General features: G+C 68.1%; 23 protein-coding genes and 1 tRNA gene. 16 read left to right on the plus strand and 8 right to left on the minus strand.

All coding sequences use genetic code 11. From position 1 onward, the window contains the following. The first annotated feature begins 26 nt into the window (after window positions 1-26). Window positions 27-926, plus strand: coding sequence for an alpha/beta fold hydrolase (locus CQ045_RS03085; RefSeq protein ID WP_105721190.1), 900 nt, complete (start codon window positions 27-29; stop codon window positions 924-926). Here CQ045_RS03085 and CQ045_RS03090 read toward each other — a convergent pair. Continuing rightward, window positions 898-1,371: an Lrp/AsnC family transcriptional regulator gene (locus tag CQ045_RS03090; protein WP_105721191.1), complete on the minus strand. Its 474-nt coding sequence runs from the start codon at window positions 1,369-1,371 to the stop codon at window positions 898-900. The genes CQ045_RS03085 and CQ045_RS03090 overlap by 29 nt on opposite strands. Window positions 1,372-1,542: 171 nt before the next feature. Here CQ045_RS03090 and pdhA point away from each other — a divergent pair, with 171 nt between their 5' ends. The 3 genes from pdhA to CQ045_RS03105 are packed head-to-tail and all read left to right on the plus strand — an operon-like array spanning window position 1,543 to window position 5,029. Then, window positions 1,543-2,664, plus strand: a complete 1,122-nt coding sequence (gene pdhA, locus CQ045_RS03095; RefSeq protein ID WP_105721192.1) for a pyruvate dehydrogenase (acetyl-transferring) E1 component subunit alpha — start codon at window positions 1,543-1,545, stop codon at window positions 2,662-2,664. Continuing rightward, a complete protein-coding gene (locus tag CQ045_RS03100; protein WP_105721193.1) occupies window positions 2,661-3,671 on the plus strand; it encodes an alpha-ketoacid dehydrogenase subunit beta in 1,011 nt (336 codons plus the stop codon). Before pdhA ends, CQ045_RS03100 begins: the two co-directional genes overlap by 4 nt. Beyond that, window positions 3,668-5,029, plus strand: coding sequence for a dihydrolipoamide acetyltransferase family protein (locus tag CQ045_RS03105; protein WP_105721194.1), 1,362 nt, complete (start codon window positions 3,668-3,670; stop codon window positions 5,027-5,029). Before CQ045_RS03100 ends, CQ045_RS03105 begins: the two co-directional genes overlap by 4 nt. On the opposite strand, the gene CQ045_RS03110 is transcribed toward CQ045_RS03105, so the two are convergent. Further along, window positions 5,022-5,630, minus strand: coding sequence for a TetR/AcrR family transcriptional regulator (locus CQ045_RS03110; protein ID WP_105721195.1), 609 nt, complete (start codon window positions 5,628-5,630; stop codon window positions 5,022-5,024). The genes CQ045_RS03105 and CQ045_RS03110 overlap by 8 nt on opposite strands. Window positions 5,631-5,741: 111 nt before the next feature. Between CQ045_RS03110 and CQ045_RS03115 the strand changes: the two genes are divergently transcribed. Genes CQ045_RS03115 through CQ045_RS03135 form a run of 5 tightly spaced genes read left to right on the plus strand, consistent with a single transcriptional unit; the run spans window position 5,742 to window position 11,675 of the window. Then, on the plus strand, window positions 5,742-7,295 hold the full coding sequence (locus CQ045_RS03115; RefSeq protein WP_258130933.1) for a carboxyl transferase domain-containing protein: 1,554 nt from the start codon (window positions 5,742-5,744) through the stop codon (window positions 7,293-7,295). A 5-nt stretch (window positions 7,296-7,300) separates the two neighbouring features. After that, window positions 7,301-9,223: a biotin carboxylase N-terminal domain-containing protein gene (locus tag CQ045_RS03120; RefSeq protein WP_105721197.1), complete on the plus strand. Its 1,923-nt coding sequence runs from the start codon at window positions 7,301-7,303 to the stop codon at window positions 9,221-9,223. A 2-nt stretch (window positions 9,224-9,225) separates the two neighbouring features. Then, window positions 9,226-10,374: an acyl-CoA dehydrogenase family protein gene (locus CQ045_RS03125; protein WP_105721198.1), complete on the plus strand. Its 1,149-nt coding sequence runs from the start codon at window positions 9,226-9,228 to the stop codon at window positions 10,372-10,374. Window positions 10,375-10,383: 9 nt separating this feature from the next. Beyond that, a complete protein-coding gene (locus CQ045_RS03130) occupies window positions 10,384-10,872 on the plus strand; it encodes a MaoC family dehydratase (RefSeq protein ID WP_105721199.1) in 489 nt (162 codons plus the stop codon). Next, entirely contained in the window at window positions 10,869-11,675 is an 807-nt protein-coding gene (locus CQ045_RS03135) for a CoA ester lyase (RefSeq protein WP_105721200.1), read from the plus strand. Before CQ045_RS03130 ends, CQ045_RS03135 begins: the two co-directional genes overlap by 4 nt. Here CQ045_RS03135 and CQ045_RS03140 read toward each other — a convergent pair whose 3' ends face one another. Beyond that, complete coding sequence (locus CQ045_RS03140; protein ID WP_105721201.1) at window positions 11,676-12,263, minus strand: histidine phosphatase family protein; 588 nt, start codon at window positions 12,261-12,263, stop codon at window positions 11,676-11,678. It abuts the gene before it with no gap. Beyond that, window positions 12,260-13,099 carry a Sir2 family NAD-dependent protein deacetylase gene (locus tag CQ045_RS03145; protein WP_105721202.1) on the minus strand — a complete coding sequence of 280 codons (840 nt, stop codon included), beginning with the start codon at window positions 13,097-13,099 and terminating at the stop codon, window positions 12,260-12,262. The genes CQ045_RS03140 and CQ045_RS03145 overlap by 4 nt, the downstream gene beginning before the upstream one ends. Window positions 13,100-13,213: 114 nt before the next feature. On the opposite strand from CQ045_RS03145, the gene CQ045_RS03150 reads away from it, so the two are divergent. Beyond that, entirely contained in the window at window positions 13,214-14,014 is an 801-nt protein-coding gene (locus CQ045_RS03150; RefSeq protein ID WP_105721362.1) for an RNA methyltransferase, read from the plus strand. A 5-nt stretch (window positions 14,015-14,019) separates the two neighbouring features. Here CQ045_RS03150 and CQ045_RS03155 read toward each other — a convergent pair whose 3' ends face one another. After that, window positions 14,020-14,847 (minus strand): SGNH/GDSL hydrolase family protein, encoded by an 828-nt coding sequence (locus CQ045_RS03155; protein WP_105721203.1) that lies wholly within the window; start codon window positions 14,845-14,847, stop codon window positions 14,020-14,022. A gap of 148 nt (window positions 14,848-14,995) precedes the next feature. Here CQ045_RS03155 and CQ045_RS03160 point away from each other — a divergent pair, with 148 nt between their 5' ends. Together CQ045_RS03160 and CQ045_RS03165 are read left to right on the plus strand one after the other, a co-directional pair. Next, window positions 14,996-16,738 carry a DEAD/DEAH box helicase gene (locus tag CQ045_RS03160; RefSeq protein WP_105721363.1) on the plus strand — a complete coding sequence of 581 codons (1,743 nt, stop codon included), beginning with the start codon at window positions 14,996-14,998 and terminating at the stop codon, window positions 16,736-16,738. A gap of 150 nt (window positions 16,739-16,888) precedes the next feature. Then, the gene (locus tag CQ045_RS03165) at window positions 16,889-17,989 is read left to right on the plus strand and encodes a VIT1/CCC1 family protein (RefSeq protein WP_105721204.1); all 1,101 of its coding nucleotides are present in this window, start codon (window positions 16,889-16,891) and stop codon (window positions 17,987-17,989) included. Between the two features lie 15 nt (window positions 17,990-18,004). Here the strand turns inward: CQ045_RS03165 and CQ045_RS03170 are convergent, their stop codons facing one another. Together CQ045_RS03170 and CQ045_RS03175 are read right to left on the minus strand one after the other, a co-directional pair. Beyond that, complete coding sequence (locus CQ045_RS03170; RefSeq protein WP_105721205.1) at window positions 18,005-19,345, minus strand: DUF1254 domain-containing protein; 1,341 nt, start codon at window positions 19,343-19,345, stop codon at window positions 18,005-18,007. 136 nt (window positions 19,346-19,481) lie between these two features. Continuing rightward, window positions 19,482-19,564, minus strand: a tRNA-Leu gene (locus tag CQ045_RS03175). Between the two features lie 111 nt (window positions 19,565-19,675). On the opposite strand from CQ045_RS03175, the gene CQ045_RS03180 reads away from it, so the two are divergent. Both CQ045_RS03180 and CQ045_RS03185 read left to right on the plus strand, forming a co-directional pair. Further along, entirely contained in the window at window positions 19,676-20,971 is a 1,296-nt protein-coding gene (locus CQ045_RS03180) for a M20/M25/M40 family metallo-hydrolase (protein ID WP_105721206.1), read from the plus strand. A 41-nt stretch (window positions 20,972-21,012) separates the two neighbouring features. Further along, window positions 21,013-21,837, plus strand: a complete 825-nt coding sequence (locus CQ045_RS03185; RefSeq protein ID WP_105721207.1) for an undecaprenyl-diphosphate phosphatase — start codon at window positions 21,013-21,015, stop codon at window positions 21,835-21,837. A gap of 7 nt (window positions 21,838-21,844) precedes the next feature. Here CQ045_RS03185 and CQ045_RS03190 read toward each other — a convergent pair whose 3' ends face one another. Then, window positions 21,845-22,693, minus strand: coding sequence for a PAC2 family protein (locus CQ045_RS03190; RefSeq protein ID WP_105721208.1), 849 nt, complete (start codon window positions 22,691-22,693; stop codon window positions 21,845-21,847). A gap of 87 nt (window positions 22,694-22,780) precedes the next feature. Here CQ045_RS03190 and CQ045_RS03195 point away from each other — a divergent pair, with 87 nt between their 5' ends. Together CQ045_RS03195 and CQ045_RS03200 are read left to right on the plus strand one after the other, a co-directional pair. Next, the gene (locus CQ045_RS03195) at window positions 22,781-23,464 is read left to right on the plus strand and encodes an HAD family phosphatase (RefSeq protein WP_258130934.1); all 684 of its coding nucleotides are present in this window, start codon (window positions 22,781-22,783) and stop codon (window positions 23,462-23,464) included. Further along, a complete protein-coding gene (locus CQ045_RS03200; protein ID WP_105721210.1) occupies window positions 23,461-24,480 on the plus strand; it encodes a tRNA (adenine-N1)-methyltransferase in 1,020 nt (339 codons plus the stop codon). Before CQ045_RS03195 ends, CQ045_RS03200 begins: the two co-directional genes overlap by 4 nt. Window positions 24,481-24,485 lie beyond the last annotated feature (5 nt).

Below are 24,485 nucleotides of genomic sequence, written 5' to 3' on the forward strand. Positions count from 1 at the left end.
GCACGGCGACTCGTAGACTCGGACTCATGACCGTGCCATCGCCCTATGCGGACCGCCTCTGTCGCCTCCCCGTGGAACGTCACGAGGTAGAGGTGCGCGGCGGGACCACGGCCTACTGGGTGTACGGCCCGCGCGATGCCGAGACCACCGTGGTCGCCGTGCACGGGTTCCGGGGTGAGCACCACGGCCTCGAGCCGGTGCTCGCCTTCCTCCCCGAAGTGCGCGTGATCGCCCCCGATCTTCCCGGCTTCGGCGAGTCCGAGCCGCTCCCCGGACGTCGTCACGACCTCGACGAGTACGCGGGATGGCTCACCGACTTCGCCGCTGCGGTCGCGCCGGGTGCCGTCATCCTCGGTCACTCGTTCGGCTCCATCGTGACAGCAGCCGCCGTGGCCCATGGCCTCCGCACGCCACGTCTGATTCTGTTGAATCCCATCGGAGCGCCCGCTCTCGAAGGGCCCAAGGGACTCATGACGCGCCTCGCCGTGCTCTACTACGCTCTCGGAGCCCGGCTCCCGGAGCATCTCGGCACCGCGTTGCTGCGCAACCGGATCATCGTCCGAGTGATGAGCATCACCATGGCGAAGACGAAGGAACCTGAGCTGCGCCGCTTCATCCATGATCAACACGACACGTACTTCTCACGGTTCTCGGACCGTGACGTGCTCCGTGATGCGTTCGTGGCGAGTGTGTCGCACGACGTCCGCGAGTTCGCCCCCGCGATCGACGTTCCGACTCTGCTCGTGGCTGCGGAACGCGACGACATCACGCCCATCGAGGCGGAGCGGGCGCTGGCGGGTCTCTTCTCCGACGCGACACTCGTGGAGATCGCCCACGTCGGGCATCTGATCCACTACGAGACGCCGGCCGAGGCCGCGGGCGCGGTCAGGCGCTTCCTCAGGATTCCCGTCGCGCGAGGCCGATGAGCCCGGCGACCCGGAACGGGATCACCTCGCCCATCGCGAGGGAGGTCTCGGTGCGTTCCACACCCTCGATCGAGAGGATGCGAGCGTCGGTGTCGAAGAGGTGACGCGCATCGCGGCACGCGACACGAGCGAGTAGATCGATCGAGCCGCTCAACCCGTGCGCCTGCACGACCTCTGGAATCCGAGCCAGCTCGTTGATGATGCGGGGGAGCTCGGTCTGTCGGACGCCGATGCTCACGAAGGCCTGCAGAGGAAAGCCGAGCACGTCGGGGGAGAACGATCGCTCATAGGAGAGGAATATCCCGCTCTGCTCCAGGCGTGCCATGCGTGCCTGGATCGTGTTCCGGGAGAGTCCCAGGTTCTCCGCCAAAGCGACGATGGTGGTTCGCGGATCGTCGGCCAAGGAGGCGAGGAGCTCGAGATCGATACGGTCCAGTCCTGGCATAGTGCCAAACCCTAGCAGCACTCGATCGCTCAGAATTGAGCAACATGCTCAAGAGCTTTCGAATTGCTTGAGCGACGTGTTGAGCAGACATAACCTCAGAGCATGCCGGTGATGATGCCGGTGTCAATGCGCGAGGCCTCACGAAGGTCGCGCAGGACGAGGAGGACGACGATGTCACCGCAGGTCACACCCATCGCAGACACCGCCCAGGATCTGGAGCTCTCGGAACGCATCCTGGCTCCGGATGGAAGCCGCGTCGCGAACCCTCGGCTGGATCCCTTCGTCGCCGACGTGGACGCCGAGCAACTGCGTTCCCTGCTTCGGGACATGGTCATCCTCCGCCGGATCGATGCCGAGGGCGTCGCGCTCCAGCGCCAGGGGCAGCTCGGACTCTGGGCGCCCTGCCAGGGGCAGGAGGCGACGCAGATCGGCACCGCACGAGCCCTCGCTGCACAGGACTTCGTCTTCCCCAGCTACCGCGAAACCGGGGTGGTGTACGCCCGGGGCGCGCAGCCGGGGGACTACGTGCGGATGTGGCGCGGCGAAGAAGGCTCGGCTTATGACCCGGCCACACTCGGAATGGCTCCGCTGCAGATCATCATCGGCGCACAGACACTGCATGCGGTCGGATACGCGCTCGGCATCCAGCACGACGGCACCGACGAGGTCGCGGTCACCTATTTCGGTGACGGTGCGACCAGCCAGGGCGATGTCAACGAAGCCATGATCTTCGCATCCTCGTATCAGGCACCGGTCGTGTTCGTGTGCCAGAACAACCACTGGGCGATCTCGGAACCCGTGACGGTGCAGTCGCAGTACCCGATCGCCGGGCGGGCGCCGGGCTTCGGGATTCCGAGCGTCCGCGTCGATGGCAATGATGTCCTCGCATGCATGGCGGCGATGCGCTGGGCGCTCGGTCACGCCCGTTCGGGGAAGGGCCCTGCGTACATCGAAGCCGTGACCTACCGCATGGGCCCGCACACCACGGCGGACGACCCCACCCGGTACCGCGACGAGGCCGAGCTCGAGTCGTGGCGCCGCCTCGACCCGATCTCGCGGCTCGAGGCTCACCTGCGCAGCGCAGGGGAGCTCTCGGACGAGCACCTGACCGACACGCAGGCAGCGGCCGATGCCGTCGCCAAAGAAATGCGAGCCGCATGCCTCGGCATGGTCACCCGGCCACCCCTGGCGGTCTTCGATGGCGTCTACGCCGAGCCGCACACCGGGCTCGAGCGTCAGCGCGTCGAATACGCCGCCTACCTCGCGTCGTTCGAGAGCGAGGCAGGAGCATGACCGAGTTGACTCTCGGCAAAGCGCTCGGTGCCGGTCTTCGCGAGGCGATGCGCGACGACGACAAGGTCGTGCTGCTGGGTGAGGACATCGGCAAGCTCGGGGGCGTGTTCCGCATCACCGACGGGCTGCTCGACGAGTTCGGTGCAGCTCGCGTGATCGACACTCCTCTGGCTGAATCCGGCATCGTCGGGACAGCCGTCGGTCTCGCTTTCCGCGGGTACCGCCCGGTCGTGGAGATCCAGTTCGACGGCTTCGTGTACCCCGCGTTCGACCAGATCGTCGCCCAGGTCGCGAAGCTTCACTACCGCACGCAGGGGCGGGTGAGGATGCCGATAACGATCAGGATCCCCTGGGCAGGCGGTATCGGCGCTGCCGAGCACCACTCCGAGTCCCCGGAGGCGTACTTCGTGCACACGGCGGGACTGCGCGTGATCGCCGTCTCCAACCCGGAGGACGCCTACCGCAGTCTTCGCCAAGCCATCGCCTCCGACGATCCGGTCATCTTCTTCGAGCCGAAGCGTCTGTATCACCACAAGGGCGATGTCGATCTCGAGGCGCCGCTCGCCGATGCCGCGCCGATGGGGCTGGCGCGCGTCGTGCGCACCGGGACCGATGCGACGCTGATCACCTACGGAGCGATGGTCGTCACGGCGCTTCAGGCCGCGGAGGCCGCAGAAGACGACGGGATCTCCCTCGAGGTCATCGACCTGCGCTCGCTCTCGCCCGTCGACTACGACTCCGTCGCCGCGTCGGTGCGCAAGACGGGTCGCGTCGTCGTGGCTCACGAGGCCTCCCGCGAGGCGGGGGTCGCCGCGGAGGTGATCGCGAGCATCACCGAACGGTGCTTCGAGTACCTGGAGTCCGCTCCGCTGCGGGTCACAGGCCATGACATCCCCTATCCGCCGGCGAAACTCGAGAAGTACCACCTGCCCGACCTCGACCGGTTGCTCGACGCGGTCGACCGAGTTCTGGACCGGCCGAACAGCCTGACGGGAGCGGGGGCATGATCGCGGAGTTCCGGCTTCCAGACCTCGGGGAAGGGCTCACCGAGGCGGAGGTGGTGACCTGGCTGGTCGCCCCCGGAGACCCGGTGACCCTCAATCAGACGCTCGCAGAGGTCGAGACCGCCAAGGCGGTGGTGGAGCTGCCGTCGCCCTACGAGGGGACGGTCACGACACTGCACGCTGAAGCGGGGGAGACCATCGCGGTGGGTGCTCCGTTGATCGCGTTCGACGTGGAGGGCGAGGAGGAAACGCCGTCACGACCCGCCGAGTCGGGGGAGAAGGCGCAGCCGAATCTCGTCGGTTACGGCGCGGCGCCCGCATCCGCCGGGCGCCCCGCACGTCGCGCGCGGCGCGTCGCCGGAACGTCTCCGGCGATCGACACGACCGTTCTCGAGGCGGCACCGCATGACGCCACGCCATCGCTCGCGGTCGAGGCCGTCATCGAGCGACCTCGATCCACGCCACCGGTTCGGGCGCACGCCAAGCGTCTCGGCATCGACCTGGTCCTGGTCGCGGCGGAGATCGGTGATCGGTTGATCACCCGGCGCGATGTCGATGACTACGCGGAGCGCATCGGTTCCCGGAGCACCAGCACGAGCGACGTGCCGTCCGCCGCGCCCTCGGACCATTCGGTGCTGAGCGGCCCCGCAGCCGTCGGTGAGCGCGAGACGCGGATCCCCATCCGCGGCGTGCGCAAGCACACTGCTGCCGCGATGGTGCAGAGTGCGTTCACGGCGCCGCATGTCACGGTGTTCCACACGGTCGACGTGACGGCGACGATGGATCTGCTGGCAGGTTTCCGCGACGACCGTTCGCTCAGCGAGCATCGAATCGGTCCGCTCGCTGTGGTGGCGAAGGCCGTATGCCTCGCTCTCGGGCGCACTCCCGGGCTCAACTCGCGCTGGGATGAGGCCGCCGGCGAGATCGTGCAGCACCACTATGTGGATCTGGGCATCGCCGCAGCCACGGATCGGGGTCTCATCGTCCCGATGATCCGGGACGCGGAGCGTCTGACTCTCATCGGCCTGGCGGACGCGGTGAAGTCGCTCGCCGAGGTCGCACGCGCGGGGAAGACCTCGCCGGCGGAGCTCGCCGGAGGCACCTTCTCCATCTCCAACATCGGGGTGTTCGGGGTCGACGCAGGCACACCCATCCTCCCGCCCGGACAATCGGGCATCCTGGCCATCGGTGCCGTACGGCGTCAGCCGTGGGAGTACCGCGGCGAGATCGCGTTGCGCCAACTGATGACGCTCAGCCTCTCTTTCGACCACCGCCTGGTGGACGGCGCGGAGGGAGCCCGATTCCTGAAGGACGTCGCTGACATCCTTCAGGAGCCGGGGAGGGCGATGCTCCTCACGTAACCGCTCGCAACGCGGCATCCGCCATCGCGATCAGCACGATCGCGGTGGCGGAGTGCCGTCGGGCCGCAGCGCGCGTGCTGTGCGGAGTCGAGTTGATGAGTCCGAAGCATGCCTGCACGCGCAGACGCAGTTCGTCCTGATTCGTCCGGCCTTCCGGCCCCGGATGCAGCGGAGACAGGGCGTCCATCCAGAGTTCGATGTATGCGCGTTGCAGGCGGCGGACTTCGGCACGATCCTCTTCTGACAGATACGCGACGTCGCGGTCCTGCACTTGAATGACCTCGGCGTTACCCAGAGCGAAGTCGACGTGGAAGCCGATCAGGGCACGCATCCGGTCCTCGGCGTTCGACGCCTCGTCTGCGACTCGCTGTCCGCCGCTGATCAGGTCCTGACTGACTTTGACGAGCACCGCTCCCAGCAGCGCCTGCTTGCCCGCGAAGTGGCGATAGACAGCCGGACCGGAGACGCCGACCGCGGTGCCGATGTCCTCGAGACTCACGCCGCTGTATCCGCGCGCGGCGAAGAGACGTGCGGCGGCCTGCAGAATCGCATCGGAGCGTTCGGCCTTGGCGCGGTCTCGGGCGGTGACCGGGGTTGTCATCTCAGTTAATCCTCGCTAACCTGAATCAACGGGTTAGTGAACACTAACCGAAAATGCATGCACCGCGCCAGGGCTACGCCCGCGCGGACGTGGGTCGAGGAGGACATCACGATGCCCGCAACCCAGGAGACTCTCGCGCAAGAGCTGCGAGAGCGCCTCGCGGCGGCAGCGAACGGCGGACCGGAGGCTTCTCGCGCCCGCCACGTCGCCCGAGGAAAGCTGCTCCCGCGAGACCGGGTCGCACGGGTGCTCGATGAAGGCAGCCCGTTCCTGGAGGTAGCACCGCTCGCGGCCGACGGCTTGTACGGGGGAGAGGCGCCCGGCGCCGGAGTGATCGCCGGCATCGGGCTCGTCCACGGCCGACACGTGATGGTGGTGTGCAACGACGCGACCGTGAAGGGCGGCACGTACTACCCCCTCACCGTGAAGAAGCACCTGCGCGCACAGGAGATCGCTCTCGAGAACCGCCTGCCCTGCCTCTACCTCGTCGACTCCGGCGGGGCCTTCCTCCCGAAGCAGGACGAGGTGTTCCCGGATCGCGAGCACTTCGGACGGATCTTCTTCAATCAGGCTCGCATGTCGGCCGAGGGGATCCCGCAGCTCGCCGCGGTCCTCGGATCCTGCACCGCGGGCGGAGCATACGTTCCCGCGATGAGCGACGAGACCGTCATCGTCCGCGGTCAGGGCACCATCTTCCTCGGTGGCCCGCCCCTCGTGAAGGCGGCGATCGGTGAGATCGTGACAGCCGAAGAGCTGGGCGGGGGAGAACTGCACGCACGGCGCAGTGGCGTCGTCGACCACCTCGCGGAAGACGATGAGCACGCGCTCGAGATCCTCCGCGACATCGTCGCCACGCTTCCACCGCCCGCGGCCGCCGCGTGGGAGGTGCTCGACAGCCGCCCGCCGTCCGAGGCGACGCCCCTCTACGAGGCGGTTCCTGTCGACGTGAACGCGGCCTACGACGTGCACGAGGTCATCTCGCGGCTCGTCGACGGCGACACGTTCCTCGAGTTCAAGCCCGACTACGGAACGACACTCGTGACCGGCTTCGCCCGCCTTCACGGACATCCGGTCGGCGTCGTCGCGAACAACGGGGTCCTGTTCAGCGAGTCCGCCCTCAAGGGAGCGCATTTCATCGAACTGTGCGATCAGCGCGGCATCCCGCTGCTCTTCCTGCAGAACATCACGGGGTTCATGGTGGGTTCGGATGCCGAGGCCGGAGGAATCGCGAAGGACGGCGCGAAGATGGTCACGGCCGTCGCCAGTACCAGGGTGCCGAAGCTCACCGTCATCATCGGCGGGTCGTTCGGCGCCGGGAACTACTCGATGTGCGGTCGCGCCTACTCGCCGCGCTTCCTCTGGACCTGGCCGGCGAGCCGGATCTCGGTGATGGGCGGTGCGCAAGCCGCGTCGGTACTGGCCACCGTCAAGGAGGATCAGCTCTCCGCTCGCGGCGACAGCTGGAGCGGGGAGGACCGCGCGGCGTTCGAGGCACCCATCCGGGAACAGTACGAGCACCAGGGCGAGCCCTATTACGCCACAGCACGACTCTGGGATGACGGCATCGTCGACCCCGCGCAGACCCGCGACCTCCTGGGACTCGCCCTCGATGTCGTCGCCCGCAGCCCCCTGCCCGAACCACGCTTCGGCGTCTTCCGGATGTGAATGCCATGCCTTCTCCGAACGTCATCTCGTTCCACACGGTGCTCGTCGCCAACCGCGGTGAGATCGCCCGCCGCGTGATTCGCACGCTCCGTACACTCGGGATCCGCAGCGTCGCGGTCTACAGTGACGCCGATGCTTCCGCGCCCCACGTCCGTGAGGCGGATGTCGCCGTGAGGATCGGCCCGGCACCCGCCGCAGAGTCCTATCTCGACATCGATGCCGTGATCGCCGCCGCACGGAGCACCGGCGCCCAGGCGATCCACCCGGGATACGGATTCCTCTCGGAGAGCGTAGGACTGGCCCAGGCCTGCGCCGAGAGCGGCATCGTGTTCGTGGGGCCGTCGACGGAAGCCCTGCAGATCATGGGGGACAAGGCCCGTGCGCGCGAGCATGTGCTGCGCTACGGCGTTCCTGTGGTCCCGGGCTTCGACGCCAAGGGCCTGTCCGACCTCGAGATCGCTGAAGAAGCGGACGGCGTCGGGTACCCACTGCTCGTCAAGCCCAGCGCCGGCGGGGGCGGGAAGGGCATGGAGGTCGTCGCCGACGCCGCAGGGCTGCGCACCGCGCTCGCCTCGGCCCGCCGCGTGGCGTCGGCAGCGTTCGGCGATGATTCCCTCATCCTCGAGCGTCTGATCCGGCGTCCGCGCCACATCGAGGTGCAGGTCTTCGGAGATGCGCACGGCACGGTCATCGCTCTCGGGGAGCGGGAGTGCACCCTGCAGCGCCGGCATCAGAAGGTCATCGAGGAGGCGCCGTCCGCGGGCATCCCCGCCCACACGCGGGAGCGCGTGCTCTCGGCTGCGGTCCTCGCGGCGGAGAGCGTCGATTACGTGGGAGCGGGGACCGTCGAGTTCCTCATCGATGCCGATAGGCCGGATGAGGTCTTCTTCATCGAGATGAACACCCGCCTCCAGGTCGAACACCCCGTCACCGAAGAGGTCACCGGACTCGATCTCGTCGAGCTTCAGCTCCGCGCCGCGGATGGGCTCGCGCTGGATGTCACCCCGCGTCTTCGGGGCCACGCAGTCGAGGCACGCGTGTACGCGGAGTCGCCGGAGCGCGGATTCCTCCCCTCCACCGGGAAGGTGCTTCTGTTCGACGCTCCCGTCGGAGTTCGCGTGGATGCGGCGATCGAGACCGGGAGCGAGGTGACCGGCTTCTACGACCCGATGATCGCCAAGGTGATCGCCTTCGCGGACGACCGGGCGACAGCCCTCGCGCGTCTCGACGAGGCGCTGTCCCGCACTGTCGTGCTGGGCGTCGAGACGAACATCGCGTTCCTCCGGACCCTCTGCCGGGACCCGCGAGTCGTCGAGGGCGATCTCGACACGGGGCTCATCGAGACCCTCCTTCCCCTCGAGGCGGAGAAGCCTTCGCAGGCACAGCTCGCCGCGGCGAAGGACGCGGTCTCGGGAGTCGATGAGCCGTTGCGTACCAGCGCTCTGTGGCGTGAGCTGACCGGATGGCGTCTGGGGGCCGAGGACGCGGCACCCGCGCCGTTCCTTGCACTCACGGACGCTGACGAAGAGGTCGAGCTCCATGAGGTCCCGACAGCCCGATCGAGAGGAGCCGTCCGCGCCGCCGTGGACGACGACGGAGCAGTCTGGGTGGCCGAGGACGGTCGCACGGTTCGCCTGCGTCCGCTCGACAGAAGAGGGCGGATGCGGCGTCGGCTCTCCGCCCGCGCGGCAGGCTCTGCGGCGACGGAGCCGGAGGGACGTGCTCCCATGCCGGGGAGTGTCGTCGCGGTCCACGTCAGGGATGGGGAATCGGTGTCCGCCGGCGCTCCGCTCGTCTCGATCGAGGCGATGAAGATGGAGCACCCGGTGCTCGCACCACACGACGGTGTGGTGCATCTGCTGGTCGCGGTGGGCGACCAGGTGCGGCGCGACCAACCGGTGGCCCGCGTGACCACGGAGGAGAGTTGAACATGGAAGATCTGTCCGAGGAGGAGCGCGAGCTCGCCGGCATGGTGCGCGAGTTCGCCGAGACCGTCGTCGCACCGCAGGCCTACGAGGCCGACCGCACGCACACGCTGTCGATGGATGTCGTGGCGCAGATGGGCGACCTGGGGTTGTTCGGTCTGCCGTTCCCCGAAGACTACGGCGGACAGGGCGGCGACTACATGGCACTCGGCATCGCCATCGAGGCCCTGGGCAGGGTCGACCAGTCCATCGCGATCACTCTGGAGGCCGGAGTCAGTCTCGGTGCGATGCCGATCTACCGCTTCGGGACCGAGGAGCAGCGGCAGGAGCTGCTTCCGGACCTCCTCGCCGGCCGTGCGCTGGCGGGCTTCGGGCTCACCGAACCGGAGGCGGGCAGCGACGCCGGGGCGACCAGGACCACGGCTCGTCTGGACGGCGACGAGTGGGTGATCGACGGCTCCAAGCAGTTCATCACCAACTCGGGCACGCCGATCACGCGTTTCGTCACCGTCACCGCGGTGACGGGGAACGAGAACGGGCGCAAGGAGATCTCGACGATCATCGTCCCCAACGGCACGCCCGGCTTCACCGTCGAGGCCCCGTACGACAAGGTCGGGTGGAACGCGTCCGACACGCACCCTCTCACCTTCGACGGTGCGCGGGTGCCCGCCTCGAACCTGCTGGGCGAGCGGGGGAGTGGATTCCGCAGCTTCCTCAGCATCCTCGATGAAGGCCGCATCGCGATCGCTGCGCTTTCGACCGGAGCCGCCGAGGGCTGCCTCGAAGCAGCCGTGGAGTATGCCAAGAGCCGGACGATCTTCGGCAGTGCGTTGAGCACCCGCCAGAACGCACAGTTCACGCTGGCCCGCATGCGCGCACGCGTGCACACCGCACGGCTCGCCTGGCATCACGCCGCGAGGCTTCGCGATGCGGGGAAGCCGTTCGCCGAGGCCGCAGCCATCGCGAAGCTCGTCGGCGGGGAGGCTGCCATGGACAACGCCAGGGACGCGACGCAGATCTTCGGCGGCAACGGCTTCATGAACGAGTTCCCGGTCGGTCGCCACTACCGTGACTCGAAGATCTTGGAGATCGGGGAGGGCACGACGGAAGTGCAGCTCCTCGTCATCGCGCGCGGACTCGGACTCGCCGGGTAGCGTGGCCCCATGACGACGCACGACATCCTCCAGAGGGGGCTGTACTACGAGGAGTTCGTGGTCGACGCCCGGTACCTGCATCGGCCTGGTCGCACCGCCACCGAGGCCGACAACGTGCTCTTCACGACGCTGACCATGAACACGCAGGCGCTCCATCTCGACGCTGCATTCGCCGATGCCCAGGATCCGTTCCGCGCACGACTGATGAACTCGATGTGGACGTTGTCGACCATGGTCGGGTCCTCCGTCGCCCAACTGACACAGGGGACTCTGGTCGCACAGCTCGGTTTCGGTGACATCGTCTTCCCGCACCCGCTGTTCGCCGGCGACACGCTCTACACCGAGAGCGTCATCGTCGAGAAGCGGCTCTCGTCGTCACGGCAGGGCCAGGGCATCGTGAAGATCGCGCACACCGGACGGAATCAGGACGGAACGATCGTCGCCACGGCGGTGCGCTCGGTCCTCGTGCACTGTCTACCGGAAGGAGCCACGTCATGACCTTCGATCTGGGACCCGCGCTGCTGTTCTGCCCCGCGGATCGTCCGGAGCGCTTCCAGAAGGCACTGGAGCGGGCCGACGCGATCATCCTCGATCTCGAGGACGCCGTGCTCCCGGAGGCGAAGGACTCCGCCCGCAGGAACCTGATCGACCTGGACATCGACCCCGCGCGAGTCATCGTGCGCGTCAACGCTCCGGACGGCGACGCGTTCGCGGCCGATCTCGAGGCGCTGGCGCAGACGGACTTCCGCACCGTGATGGTGGCGAAGACCGAGAGCGCGGAGAGCCTGTCGGCCTTCGACGAGCGGTATTCGCTGATCGCCCTGTGCGAGACGGCCCGCGGCATCCACACGGCCGACAGCATCGCCGCGCATCCGCAGGTCTCCGCGATGATGTGGGGTGCAGAAGACCTCGTCGCGTCGCTGGGCGGCACTTCATCGCGGGATGCGACAGGTGGATACCGGGATATCGCGCGCTACGCCCGAGCGCGCGTGCTTCTCGAAGCGGGCGCTCACGGGAAAGCCGCGATCGACGCGGTGCACATCGACCTCGACGACGTGGTCGGACTCGAGGCGGAGGCGATGGATGCCGTCGCCTCGGGTTTTCGGGCGACGGCGTGCATCCACCCGAACCAGGTCGCCGTCATCCGTGCCGCCTACCGACCTGACGACGAGGCCGTCTCCTGGGCGCACGCCGTGCTGACCGCGGCGCAGAGCGAACGAGGCGTGTTCCGCTTCCGTGGGCGCATGATCGACGAACCCGTGCTCCGGCACGCGCGATCGGTCGTCGCCCGCGCCGGCTGATCAGAGGACCGTCGACTCTTCGAGGAGACGCAGGTATCCGGGAGCAGCCACGAAGCGATGCGCCGACCCGTTGCGGAGAACCTCGCCCTCTCGGGGAAGCGTGCCGCCGGAGACGTGGTCGATCACTGCTCGGATGACACCGCCGTGGGCGACCACGATGACCGATTCCGCTCGTGGTGTCGACCGCTGCCGAGCCTCCCGTGCGATCGCGTGCAGCGCGGCGATCGCACGCTCACCGACCTCGTACAGCGATTCCGCGCCGGGCACCTCGGAGTGCCAATCGCCGTATGACTGGATGTAGTCCTCCACCAGCATCCCCTCGCCGTCGCCGAACTCCCGCTCGCGGATGTCCGGCACGACGCCGGCGATCTCCAGCCCGAGTCGGTCCGCGATGATCTCCGCTGTCTCCCTGGCACGCAGCAGCGGGCTCGTGTAGACGGCGTGGTGGGTGGTCGCGGCGAGTCGCTCGGCGGCTCGTACGGCATCTTCCCGCCCGGTCTCATTCAGGGGGATGTCGGTCGACCCCTGGATGCGTCGAGCGAGGTTCCAGTCGGTCTGGCCGTGGCGGACGAGGGTGAGGTGGGTCACGAGAGGAGTTCCTGTAGGGCGGGGAGCACATCGCTCGTGCCGGCTGCGATGGTGACATCGGCCCAGGCATCTGCGCGCGTCGGCTCACGGTTGACGATGATCAGAGGGATGCTTCGGCGTCGAGCACGCTCGACGAGGCGGACACCGGAGTTCACGACGAGCGAGGAGCCGGCGACGATGAGGGCGGAGCTGGAGCGCAGCAGCGACTCGGCGGCACGGAATCTGTCCTGCGGCACGTACTCGCCGAAGAAGACCACGTCCGGCTTCAGCATGCCGCCGCAGACGGTGCACGTGGGAATGACGAAGCCCTCGGTGCTCTCCGGGAGGACGTCGCCGTCCGGGGCGAGCGCCACGTTCTCGGGAACGGTGATCCAGGGATTGAGCTCTTCGATCTGCACCGCGATATCCCGCCGGTCGAAGACCTGTCCGCACCGGAGGCAGAGCACCCGCCGCATCGTGCCGTGCACTTCGATCACATGCGAACTCCCGGCCCGCAGATGCAGCCCGTCGACGTTCTGGGTGATGACACCGGACACGTTCCCGTCCGCCTCGAGCTGTGCGAGGGCGATGTGGCCCGGATTCGGTGTGGCGCGCGCGAACGCACGCCAGCCGAGGTGCCCGCCGACCCAGTAGCGCCGACGCGCGGCCTCGTCGCCCAGATAGGTCTGGATCGTCATCGGGTCGCTGCGAGTCCTGGCTCCCTCACCGCGATACGCGGGGATGCCGGAGTCGGTGGAGATACCGGCGCCCGTCAGGAGTGCGATGCGCTTCTCACGCAGCAGCTCGGCGGCGTGGGCGATGGTGGCCGACAGCTCGGCGGGATTCGACGCGCTCACAGGACCTCCCCGAGCGAGTCTACGGTGCGGAGGCGGGTCGGGGTCTCCGGCGGCAGGGCCGTCTTCTCGACGCGCGGTGCGGGAGGGCATGCGCGCGATGGCAGAGTGGACGATGTGGAACTGCTGACTGTGACGGATGCCGACGACCGGCGCCTCGACGATTACCGCGGACTCACCGACACGGCTCTTCGCGCCCTGTCGGAGCCCGCGGGCGGGCTGTACATCGCGGAGTCGACGAAGGTGATCGCCCGTGCGGTCGCGGCCGGCCACCGTCCGCGCTCGGTCCTCGTGCAGGAACGCCGGGTGCCGGACATCCGGGAGATCATCGGCTCTCTCGACGTGCCCGTGTACGTCGTCCCGGACGAGATCGCGGAGTCTGTGACCGGCTTCGCCGTGCACCGGGGGACGATCGCATCGATGCATCGTCCGCAGCTGCCGACCGTCCGCGATGTGCTCGAGGGCGCATCCCTCGTGCTGATCCTCGAGAACATCGGGGATCACACGAACGTCGGCGCGGCATTCCGTGCCGCCGCCGGTCTCGGTGCAGACGCCGTCCTGGTGTCACCGGGCGGTGCGGATCCCCTCTACCGGCGCAGCGTCCGGGTGAGCATGGGGACGGTATTCCAGGTGCCGTGGACTCGCATCACGGACTGGGAGTCCGCCGTCAGGGATCTGCACGCCACTGGTTTCGACATCGCTGCGCTCGCCTTGCGCGATGATGCGGTGACGCTCGACGCCTACTCCGCCGATCGACCGGAGCGTGTCGCCCTCGTCATGGGCTCCGAGGGAGACGGACTCTCCCGCGCGGCGATGGAGGGCGCGGACACGGTCGTCACGATCCCGATGTCCGGTGGAGTCGACTCGCTCAACGTCGCATCCGCCGCCGCGGTCGCGCTCTGGGCGATGAAGAACTGATCCGCTCAGTCGCGCTCGGGCAGGATCACGGGCGAGGGCTCGGGGCGCTTCGCCGCGAGGTTGTCACCCGATGACTGGTGCCGCAACCGACGGAGGACCCAGGGCACCAGATGCTCTCGCGCCCATCCGAGATCTTCCGACCGCGCCGCGCGCCACGTCCGCAGGGGGAACGGCTCGGGCTGCATGGCCTCGAGGTCGTTCGGCACGTTCAAGGCGCGCAGGGCCATACGGGCCACCTCGTGGTGGCCGAGGGCGTTGTAGTGCAGCCGGTCATCGTCGAAGAACCGCATGTCCTGCACGACCTTGAGAGCCCATTGGTCGGCGACGATGCAGTCGTGGCGCTCGGCGATGGCACGGACGTTCTCGTTGTAGATCGCGACCTTTCCGCGGAATGCACGGAAGACCGGGGTGAATCCGGTGTCGATGCCGGTGAAGAGCAGGACTGCCGCGCCCGTCGACGACAGCCGCGTCACCGCATCCTCGAGCTGGACGGCGATCGCGTCCGGGTCGGTGCCGGGACGGATCACGTCATTGCCGCCGGCGCAGATGGAGACCAGGTCGGGGCGCAACGCGACGGCCGGTTCGATCTGGTCGGCCACGATCTGTGAGATCAGCTTGCCGCGCACGGCGAGGTTCGCATAGGCGAAGTCGTCGACCTGCGCGGCGAGCACCTCGGCCACGCGGTCGGCCCACCCGCGGTGGCTCCCCGGATGCGCGGGATCCGGGTCGCCGATGCCCTCGGTGAAGGAATCGCCGATCGCGACGAACCGGCGCCACGGGTGCGTGGTCTCGTTGGGAACGTAGGGGGTCCGAGTCGAATCCTGGTCGGTCATCCAGCTCTCCTTCGCGAACGGTCTGCGGGGCGACGGTGGCCGCAGCGCAGTGATCGAGCCTACCCGCCACAGGGGGCACGGGGGAGGGGCGCGCGCGGGAAGCGTGGCGAGTGATCCAGTGTCGTCGGCAGCGATTATCGTGGACTCGATGCTCTCTCCGTCCTTTCCTCAGCGCGCCCCCTGGGGAACCGCAAGCAAGCTGCGCGCCTGGCAGCAGGAGGCCCTCGAACAGTACTTCGAGGCGGACCAGCGTGACTTCCTCGTCGCTGCGACACCGGGTGCAGGCAAGACCACTTTCGCGCTCACCCTCGCCGTCGAACTGATGCGCATGGGCGAGGTCAACCGCATCATCGTCGTCGCGCCGACGGAGCATCTCAAGACCCAGTGGGCCGACGCCGCCGCTCGCGTGCACATCCGCCTCGACCCGCGCTTCCGCAACAGCGACTGGGCACCCGCACGGCACTACCACGGCGCCGTCGTGACCTATGCGCAGGTCGCGGCCAAATCCTCCGTCCATCGGCACCTCACGGAAGACGCGAAGACGCTGGTGATCCTCGATGAGGTGCACCACGGCGGCGACGCCCTGAGCTGGGGCGACGCCATCCGCGATGCGTACGGTCCTGCGAAAAGGCGCCTCCTCCTTTCGGGTACGCCCTTCCGCAGCGACACCGCGCCGATCCCGTTCGTCGAATACCACCCCGATGAGTCCGGTGCACGCATCTCGCGCACCGACTACAACTACGGCTACGGGCGTGCCCTGGCCGACGGCGTCGTCCGCCCCGTGCTGTTCCACATGTACGCCGGCAAGATGCGATGGCGCACCACCACGGGCGATGAGCTCGAGACGCACCTGGGGCAGGACAACACGAAGGACGTGACCTCGCAGGCCTGGCGGACCGCGCTCGATCCGGAGGGCGACTGGATGCCGGCGGTGTTGTCCGCGGCGGATCGCCGCCTCACCGAGATCCGCCATCACGTACCCGACGCCGGTGGGCTCGTGCTGGCGACGGATCAGACGGTCGCGCGCGCGTACGCGAAGATCCTGCACAGCATCACGGGCCAGCAGCCCACGATCGTGCTCTCCGACGATGCCACCGCCTCGGAACGCATCGAGAAGTTCAGCGCGAACGATGCTCGATGGATGGTGGCCGTGCGCATGGTGTCGGAGGGCGTCGACGTTCCCCGACTCGCGGTCGGCGTGTACGCGACATCGTCTTCGACGCCCCTGTTCTTCGCGCAGGCGATCGGGCGTTTCGTCCGGGCGCGCCGCCGCGGCGAGGCAGCCAGCGTGTTCCTTCCGCAGGTGCCCGTGCTCATGGGGCTCGCGAACGAGATGGACAAGCAGCGCGATCACGCGCTCGACCGCCAGTCGAAAGAGGAAGACGGCCTCGAGGATTCGCTGCTCGAGAGCGCGAACCGTGAGGAGGAGACGTCGGATGCGCTGACGCAGGAGTTCAGCTATCAAGCGCTTTCGTCGGTCGCGCATTTCGACCGGGTCGTCTTCGAGGGCCAGGAGTTCGGGCAGCTCGCCGAACCGGGCACCCCGGAAGAAGAGGAGTTCATCGGCTTCCCCGGTCTTCTCGAACCGGAGCACGTTCACGAGCTGCTCATGCAGCGCCAATCCCGTCAGTCCCGCCTGCGCGAAGCACGTGAGGCCTCCGCAGGCCCTACCGAGACCACGACGCTGCCGGCGCCCCTTCACCGCACGCTCAAGGAGCAGCGTCAGCTGCTGAACAGTCTCGTCGGCCTCTACGCCCGTCAGAAGGGTGAGCCGCACGGTGCCGTCCATGCGGAGCTCCGACGCATCTGCGGTGGACCCGCCGTCGCACAGGCGACGGTCACGCAGCTGCAATCGCGCATCGAAGTCCTCCGCAAACGCGTGCGTTCCTGAACCACGAGAGTTCGGTGACGCCTGGCGGAAGCCTCTGCTTCGGAATCCCGAAATGCTGACAATCCCGGGCTGAGCGCGAGGCTCTCGAGGCGACGCCGCTAGCGTGGAACGGTTGCCCGCGCTCCGGGCTCCGTGACATCTGGAGGATCCATGACAGCCCCCGCTGCCGCCACCGAACCGACACCCGCCGACCGGCGGCGGTGGGCGCGATACCTGGTCGAGGAGCGCGCCGAAGGTGCCGTCTACCAGAAGCTCGCCGCACGTCGGGAGGGGGAGGAGCGGGAGATCCTGCTGCGTCTCGCCGATGCCGAGAGACGACACGAACAGCATTGGCTCGACCTGCTCGGAGTCGAACCCGCGCGCCTGCCCAGAGCCGGCATCCGGTCCCGCCTGCTCGGATGGATGGCCGGCCGGTTCGGGTCCATCTTCGTGCTCGCACTCGCCCAGAGCGCGGAGGCGCGGTCGCCCTACGACTCCGAGCAGTACGCGACACCGGCGATGCGTGCCGATGAGAAGGTGCACTACGAGGTCGTACGCGGACTGGCGGCTCGGGGTCGCAGGCGTCTGTCCGGCTCGTTCCGGGCGGCGGTCTTCGGAGCGAACGACGGTCTCGTGAGCAACCTCGCGCTGGTGCTCGGCATCGGAGCGACCGGAGTGAGCTCCGGGTTCGTGCTCTTCAGTGGCATCGCGGGACTTCTCGCCGGTGCGCTGTCGATGGGCGCGGGTGAGTTCGTCTCGGTGCGCTCCCAGCGGGAGCTCCTGGCGGCGACAGAGGCGAATGAGGATGCGGCGGCCGCCGCGGGCGACCTGGACATCGACGAGAACGAACTCGCGCTCGTGTACCGTGCCCGAGGCATGGGGCAGGACGAGTCTCTCGCTCGGGCGCGGCGCATCGTCACGGCGGCGCAAGCCGGGATCGGTCGGGCGGCGACCGGGCCGGTGAACATCCAGAGCGGTGATGACCACGAGATCGTCGGCAGAGACTGGACGGCCGCGATCTCGAGCTTCCTGCTGTTCGCGTCCGGCGCGATCATCCCCGTGCTGCCATGGATCTTCGGCCTGCAAGGAGCGGCGGCGATCATCGTCGCGCTGGTGCTGGTGGGTATCGCGCTGCTCAGCACCGGGGCAATGGTCGGCGTCCTCTCCGGTGGCCCGCCGCTCCGTCGGGCTCTCCGTCAGCTCGCCATCGGCTTCGGCGCCGCTGCCATCACCTACGTCCTCGGCTTGGTGTTCGGAGTCGGCGCGGTCTGATCGGCGTGCGCGGACTCACCCCTTCGAGCGAGTGATTGCAGGGACCGTGTAGCGGCGGTCGAGAACGGCCGGGTCGGGCTCGTACATCCGCATCACGGGGCGGAAGTCGCCGCTCGGCGCGGGGAGCCAGTTCGCCGCCGCGCTGTCGTCTTCCGGACGCTCCCGGCTGATCGTGATGGTCAGCGCACCGTCCTCGTCTCTGACCAGTCCGGGTGTCCGATCGCCGAGGGAGTACCGGCCGATCGGGTTCTCCACCAGGTAGAAGTCGGGCACCGAGTACATGGTGAGCGACCAGAACGCCGATACCGGGGGTGGGGGATCGAGACGCAGGGTGTACGTGCGAGAACCCGTGAGCTGCTCGCCCTGATCGTCGACATAGGTCACGATGTACGCCGCCTCGTAGGGGTGGTTGCCCCAGAGACCACCGAGCGCCGCCGCGGCCCTCTCGACGATGCGCAGTTTCGGATCCGTCATCTTGAACTCCGGGTCGTCCAGAGCGCCGACCTCGAAGTAGTCGAGGTTGTAGTCGAAGGCGTGGAAGGTCAGCTTCCAGCCGTTAGCCTCCGGGCTGGATCCGTGAGTCAGTGCCGTGTGGAGGGTTTCACGCGCGGCATCGAGGTCACCGACCAGGCGTGCTGCCTCGGACAGCGAGATCGACGCATACGGCGACGGCCCCGTGGCCGCGATGCCTGTCGGGGCGAGGGAGTCCTGCAGCGGCTGATCGCGAGGAGCCGGCGGGAACTGCTGTGACCAGACGCGGAGCTTCTCGAGGAAGCGCGCGCTCTCGGGCACGCTCGGGTCCGGGGCGGCGAGACCCACAGGCACGGCCTCGGCGTCCTGCGGTGTCAGCGTCGTGGCGTCCTGGAGCGCGTGCACCACGGGGAGCTCGTCATCACCGCTCACGGCCCATCGTCCCACGATCGAGGCGACCGTCGTCGGGAACCGGATGACCACCGCGTCGCCGGTATCGCCGCTCCACGACGGCGGGATGAGGAGGAACCTCCCCGCACCGGTCCCCGTGGCGCGGTGCCCGACGTACGCGAAGTTGTTCGTCCAGGCGTCGACGAACTGCAGGACGTAATACCGGCCGGCTGTGTCCGGCACGCTCAACTCGACCGGCCCGACGCTGAGATCGATCTGGGCCATCGAATAGAGCGTGTCATTGTTGATGGTCACGAAGGTGTCCGCCGGTCCTGCGAGCGTGCGCGCGTGGCTGAAGGCGTTGAACGGGGCGGCGGGGTTGGCACCCACACCGGTCGTCGTGTAGCGGGTCACCTGGTCGAGATTGAAGACGAGCGGGAATCCGTAGAGGTACGCGCGGACGATGGTTTCGCGGTCGGCATCGAAGTCGGTCATGGTGGCAGGCTATCCACGCTCGCCCGCCACGAGCCGGAGGCGATCATCCCTACCGGATGAGGCGTCTTGCGCCCCGTCACCCCCAGAGCAAAAAGGAAGGCCCCGGATCCGTGGATCCGGGGCCTTCCTCATCCTGTGCGCGGAGGGGGACTTGAACCCCCACGCCCTTACGGGCACTACGACCTCAACGTAGCGCGTCTACCATTCCGCCACCCGCGCAGGTGTTGGATGGTCGTTGCCGACCGAAGAATGACATTACCACGTCCTCAGCGGCCTCTCGAACCGAGCCACACGCCCGGGCGTGGCGCGCGGTTTCGATAGCCTGGAGCCATGACCGATCCCTCTCTTCCCGAGGTCGTCCGCATCGCGAGCGACCTCATCCGCTTCGATACATCAAACTTCGGCGGAGGGAACGCGAAGGGGGAGCGGGAGGCCGCGGAGTACGTCGGCGCCTACCTGGCGGAGCTCGGTCTCGAAGTCGAGTACTACGAACCGATTCCGCGCCGCACGAACGTGATGGCCCGTGTCCCGGGTCGTGATCGGGACAAGCCGGCCCTGGTCGTGCACGGCCACCTCGATGTCGTACCCGCGATGGCGGAGGACTGGAGCGTCGATCCGTTCGCAGGCATCGTTCAGGACGGGATGCTGTGGGGACGCGGCGCCGTCGACATGAAGAACATGAACGCGATGATCCTCACCTCCGTCGCCGAGATCCTGCGGGCGGGGGAGCAGCCGGAGCGCGACCTGATCCTGGCCTTCTTCGCCGATGAGGAGAACGGCGGTGTCGAAGGCTCGGCTCTGGTCGTGCAGCATCGTCCGGAGTGGTTCGAAGGTGCGACCGCGGCGATCAGCGAGGTCGGCGGATACTCGATCACGGTCGACGATCGCCGTGCCTATCTGCTGCAGGTGGGAGAGAAGGCTCTGATCTGGATCCGCCTGGTGGCGAAAGGCCGCGCAGGTCACGGCAGCCGTCTGCACGACGACAACGCGGTCACGAAGCTCGCCGAGGCAGTCGCCGCGATCGGCCGCACGCGGTGGCCGGTCCGGCTCACCCCGACCACCGAAGCTCTGCTCGACGGGTTGAGCGCATTGAGCGGCCGCAGCACCGATGACCCGGACGCGCTCGCATCTGCGGCAGGTCCCGCGGAGGCGTTCCTGCGGTCCACGTTCCGCACGACGACGAATCCGACCGCCCTGACCGCCGGCTACAAGCACAACGTGATCCCGGAACGCGCGGAGGCCCTTGTCGACGTGCGAGTGATCCCCGGAACGGAGGACGACGTCCTGGCCGAGCTCCAGAGCATCGTCGGCGACGAGATCGCCATCGAGATCGTCGTGCGCGACATCGGCATGGAGACCCCGTTCGAGGGTGAACTCGTCGACGCGATGGTCGCCAGCATCGGCCGCCATGATCCCGGGGTGCCCGTGATCCCGTATCTCCTCGGCGCCGGCACCGACAACAAGGCGCTCGCAAGTCTGGACATCACCGGCTACGGGTTCGCGCCACTCAAGCTCCCCGCCGACCTTGACTTCACAGGCATGTTCCACGGAGTCGATGAGCGGGTGCCCGTAGAATCGCTTGTCTTCGGTCAGCGGGTGCTGACCGATCTGCTGCGCACGTACTGAGCGCCGCGCGCTCCGTGCCCTCCCTGAACTGAAGGTCCTCCATGCACCTGCTCGAAGCTCTGATCCTCGGCGTCGTCCAGGGACTCACCGAGTTCCTGCCGATCTCGTCCAGCGCGCACCTGCGCATCCTGGGCACCTTCCTGCCGTCCGGAGAGGATCCGGGCGCGGCCTTCACCGCGATCACTCAGATCGGCACAGAGGCAGCCGTGGTCGTCTTCTTCTGGCGTGACATCGTGCGGATCGTGACGCAATGGTTCCGCTCTCTCGTCGGCAAGGCTCCGCGCAACGATCCTGATGCGCGGATGGGCTGGCTGATCATCATCGGCAGCATCCCGATCGTCGTGCTCGGCCTGCTGTTCCAGGACCAGATCGAGACGGTTCTGCGATCGATGTGGATCGTCGCGATCATGCTCATCGTCTTCGGCATCCTTCTCGGAGTGGCCGACTACGTCGGCGCGAAGCGCCGCAAGCTCACCGACCTGACGTATCCGCACGGCATCGCCTTCGGCTTCGCGCAGGCTCTGGCCCTGATCCCGGGCGTCTCGCGCTCCGGCGGCACCATCACCATGGGGCTCTTCCTGGGCTACGAGCGTGCCGCAGCCGCACGCTACGCCTTCCTGCTCGCGATCCCCGCGGTCTTCGGCAGCGGTTTCTACCAGGTCTTCAAGAGCTGGGGCGAGCCTTCGTTCTTCTCGTTCGGCGACACCCTCGCCGCGACCGGGATCGCCTTCGTGGTCGCGCTCGGTGTCATCGCGTTCTTCATGAGCTGGATTTCGAAGCGCAGCTTCCTGCCGTTCGTGATCTACCGGATCCTGCTCGGTTCGGTGCTGCTGGTTCTGCTCGGGACCGGCGTGATCGCCGCCTGAGCGGAACTCAGCGCTTGCGGTCGCCGGGACCGTCGTCGCGACGGCGGAGATACCGCTCGAACGCCTGCGCGATGGCGTCTCCCGAGGCCTCGGGGGAGTCCCAGGTGTCGCGCGTGCGCTCGAGCTGCCGGATGTACTCGGCCATGTCCTCGTCCTCTGACGCGGCAGCATCGATCGACGCCTCCCAGGCCGCGGCTTCCGTGCGGAGCACCTGGCGGTCGACGTCGACGCCGGTGAGCTCCTCGAGCCGGTCGAGCAGCGCGAGGGTGACCTTCGGCGAAGGAGTCGCGGACGCGACGTAGTGCGGCACACTGGCCCACAGACTCGCGGTCGGGATTCCTGCGTTCTCCGCGAAATGCTCGAAGACGGTGAGGATGCCGACCGGCCCCTCGTAGAGCGAGCGGTCGAGACCGTGCGCCTCCCGGACCTGCTCGTTCTGACTGGAGGCGAAGATCGAGATCGGCCGAGTGTGTGGGACGTCCGACAGCATCGCCCCCAGAGTGACGAGACCGGTGATGTCGTCGCGCAGGGCGACGTCGATGAACTCCGACGCGAACGCCTGCCAGGTGCGAGCGGGCTCCGCGCCGGTGAGCAGCCAGAACTCGGGGCCGGGGCCGGGATCGCGCGGCCGCCAGAGTCCCGCCTCGGGCCAGGCGAGCTGACGTCTTCCGTCCGCATCCATCCGGGTCGACGGGCGCGTGTACTGGTAGTCGAAGTACAGCTCGGGGTCGACGGAGTGCACGAGGTCGTACTCCGACGACGACCGCAGCGCCTCGATGGCACCGCTCGCCGCCTCACCCGCATCGTTCCAGCCGTCGAAGGCGGCGATGACGATGCGCGGACCGAGAACATCCATCGAGGGCTCCCTTCGAGATCGCGGACGTGATCCTTCCAGGCTAGTCCGCGACGGCGAGATGCGGGCGGCCCGGCTAGCATGGGTCCAGTGAGCAGGAAGCCCCGCGCGGTCCTTTGGGACATGGATGGAACACTCGTCGACACCGAGCCGTATTGGATGGCGGCGGAGACGGCGCTGGTCGAGTCCTTCGGCGGTTCATGGAGCCACGAGGATGCTCTGCAGCTCGTCGGACGCGGGCTTCTCGACAGCGCTGTGATCCTGCAGAACGCGGGCGTCGCGATGGACCCGGAGGCGATCGTCGCGCATCTGACGGACGCCGTACAGGAATCGCTCCGCGCTCAAGGCGTCCCGTTCCGCCCCGGCGCCCGCGAACTCCTCCGCAGCCTCCGCGAGGCCGGCATCCCGACCGGCCTCGTGACGATGTCCCTGCGCCGGATGGCCCTGAGCGTGGTCGACCTGATCGACTTCGAGGCGTTCGACATCATCGTCGCCGGTGACGACGTCGACAACCCGAAGCCACACCCGGAGCCGTATCTGCAGGCGGCGGCCCTCCTCGATGTGGACATCACCGAGGTGATCGTCATCGAGGACTCACCGACCGGTGTGCGCGCCGGCCTCGCCTCCGGCGCGCTGACGCTCGCGGTGCCGCACATCGTGCCCCTGGATCACCTGGGCGCACACCAGCTCTGGTCCACCCTCGCCGGCAGGGGAGCAGAAGACCTCACCGACCTCTTCGACAGCAGCACCGCCGTGACAGGAGCGCCACGATGACCGATTCCCGCGTACAGCGCCCGAGCGGACCGTTCCGCGCGGGCGACCGCGTGCAGCTGACCGGTCCGAAGGGCCGTCTGCACACGGTGACACTCCGCGAGGACGGCGAGCTGCACACGCATCAGGGCGTGCTCCGCCACCGCGACCTGATCGGACTGCCCGACGGCTCCGTCGTCGCCAACAGCTCCGGACACGACTACCTCGCCCTTCGCCCGCTGCTGCGCGACTTCGCGATGTCGATGCCCCGCGGCGCCGCCATCGTGTATCCGAAGGATGCGGCGCAGATCGTGATGCAGGCCGACATCTTCCCCGGCGCGACCGTGGTCGAGGCCGGTGTCGGATCGGGCGCGCTCTCCCTCTCGCTCCTTCGCGCCGTCGGCCCCGCCGGCAACCTGATCTCCTTCGAGCGTCGCGAGGACTTCGCCGATGTGGCCCGCGGCAACATCGAGACGTTCTTCGGCGAACACCCCGACACCTGGAAGGTCGTCGTGGGTGACCTGGTCGAGGCGCTCCCGACGGAGGTCGAATCAGGATCGGTCGACCGCGTGGTCCTCGACATGCTCGCCCCCTGGGAGTGCATGGACGCCGTGGCCGACGCGCTCACGCCGGGCGGAGTCGTGCTCTGCTACGTCGCGACCGCGACGCAGCTCTCGCGGGTGGCGGAGTACATCCGCGGCACCGGACTGTTCACCGACCCCGAGGCCTCGGAGACGATGGTCCGCGGGTGGCACGTCGAAGGCCTCGCTGTGCGCCCCGACCACCGGATGGTCGCGCACACCGGGTTCCTGCTCGCCGCACGACGGCTCGCACCCGGCGCTGTGGCCCCCGCCGTCAAGCGGCGCGCGTCCAAGAGCAGCTATGGCGACGAGGACGTGGAGGCGTGGACGCCCGGCGCCGTCGGCGACCGCGAGATCAGCGACAAGAATCTGCGCAAGCGGGCCAGAGAGGCCGAGAAGGCGGCGGAGGGGGCGCGCCTGGCTGCCGCATCGCGCGATTCCGGGGCTGCGACGGAATAGACTGG

It is taken from the genome of Microbacterium sp. MYb66, from assembly GCF_002979435.1.
Lineage (GTDB): Bacteria > Actinomycetota > Actinomycetes > Actinomycetales > Microbacteriaceae > Microbacterium.

What these genes read in the sequence shown, in the direction of transcription:
- CQ045_RS03085 (WP_105721190.1), top strand. Translation starts at nt 27, where the DNA reads ATGACCGTGCCATCGCCCTATGCGGACCGCCTCTGTCGCCTCCCCGTG.
- CQ045_RS03090 (WP_105721191.1), bottom strand. Translation starts at nt 1,371, where the DNA reads ATGCCAGGACTGGACCGTATCGATCTCGAGCTCCTCGCCTCCTTGGCC.
- pdhA (WP_105721192.1), top strand. Translation starts at nt 1,543, where the DNA reads ATGTCACCGCAGGTCACACCCATCGCAGACACCGCCCAGGATCTGGAG.
- CQ045_RS03100 (WP_105721193.1), top strand. Translation starts at nt 2,661, where the DNA reads ATGACCGAGTTGACTCTCGGCAAAGCGCTCGGTGCCGGTCTTCGCGAG.
- CQ045_RS03105 (WP_105721194.1), top strand. Translation starts at nt 3,668, where the DNA reads ATGATCGCGGAGTTCCGGCTTCCAGACCTCGGGGAAGGGCTCACCGAG.
- CQ045_RS03110 (WP_105721195.1), bottom strand. Translation starts at nt 5,630, where the DNA reads ATGACAACCCCGGTCACCGCCCGAGACCGCGCCAAGGCCGAACGCTCC.
- CQ045_RS03115 (WP_258130933.1), top strand. Translation starts at nt 5,742, where the DNA reads ATGCCCGCAACCCAGGAGACTCTCGCGCAAGAGCTGCGAGAGCGCCTC.
- CQ045_RS03120 (WP_105721197.1), top strand. Translation starts at nt 7,301, where the DNA reads ATGCCTTCTCCGAACGTCATCTCGTTCCACACGGTGCTCGTCGCCAAC.
- CQ045_RS03125 (WP_105721198.1), top strand. Translation starts at nt 9,226, where the DNA reads ATGGAAGATCTGTCCGAGGAGGAGCGCGAGCTCGCCGGCATGGTGCGC.
- CQ045_RS03130 (WP_105721199.1), top strand. Translation starts at nt 10,384, where the DNA reads ATGACGACGCACGACATCCTCCAGAGGGGGCTGTACTACGAGGAGTTC.
- CQ045_RS03135 (WP_105721200.1), top strand. Translation starts at nt 10,869, where the DNA reads ATGACCTTCGATCTGGGACCCGCGCTGCTGTTCTGCCCCGCGGATCGT.
- CQ045_RS03155 (WP_105721203.1), bottom strand. Translation starts at nt 14,847, where the DNA reads ATGACCGACCAGGATTCGACTCGGACCCCCTACGTTCCCAACGAGACC.
- CQ045_RS03160 (WP_105721363.1), top strand. Translation starts at nt 14,996, where the DNA reads ATGCTCTCTCCGTCCTTTCCTCAGCGCGCCCCCTGGGGAACCGCAAGC.
- CQ045_RS03165 (WP_105721204.1), top strand. Translation starts at nt 16,889, where the DNA reads ATGACAGCCCCCGCTGCCGCCACCGAACCGACACCCGCCGACCGGCGG.
- CQ045_RS03170 (WP_105721205.1), bottom strand. Translation starts at nt 19,345, where the DNA reads ATGACCGACTTCGATGCCGACCGCGAAACCATCGTCCGCGCGTACCTC.
- CQ045_RS03180 (WP_105721206.1), top strand. Translation starts at nt 19,676, where the DNA reads ATGACCGATCCCTCTCTTCCCGAGGTCGTCCGCATCGCGAGCGACCTC.
- CQ045_RS03185 (WP_105721207.1), top strand. Translation starts at nt 21,013, where the DNA reads ATGCACCTGCTCGAAGCTCTGATCCTCGGCGTCGTCCAGGGACTCACC.
- CQ045_RS03190 (WP_105721208.1), bottom strand. Translation starts at nt 22,693, where the DNA reads ATGGATGTTCTCGGTCCGCGCATCGTCATCGCCGCCTTCGACGGCTGG.
- CQ045_RS03200 (WP_105721210.1), top strand. Translation starts at nt 23,461, where the DNA reads ATGACCGATTCCCGCGTACAGCGCCCGAGCGGACCGTTCCGCGCGGGC.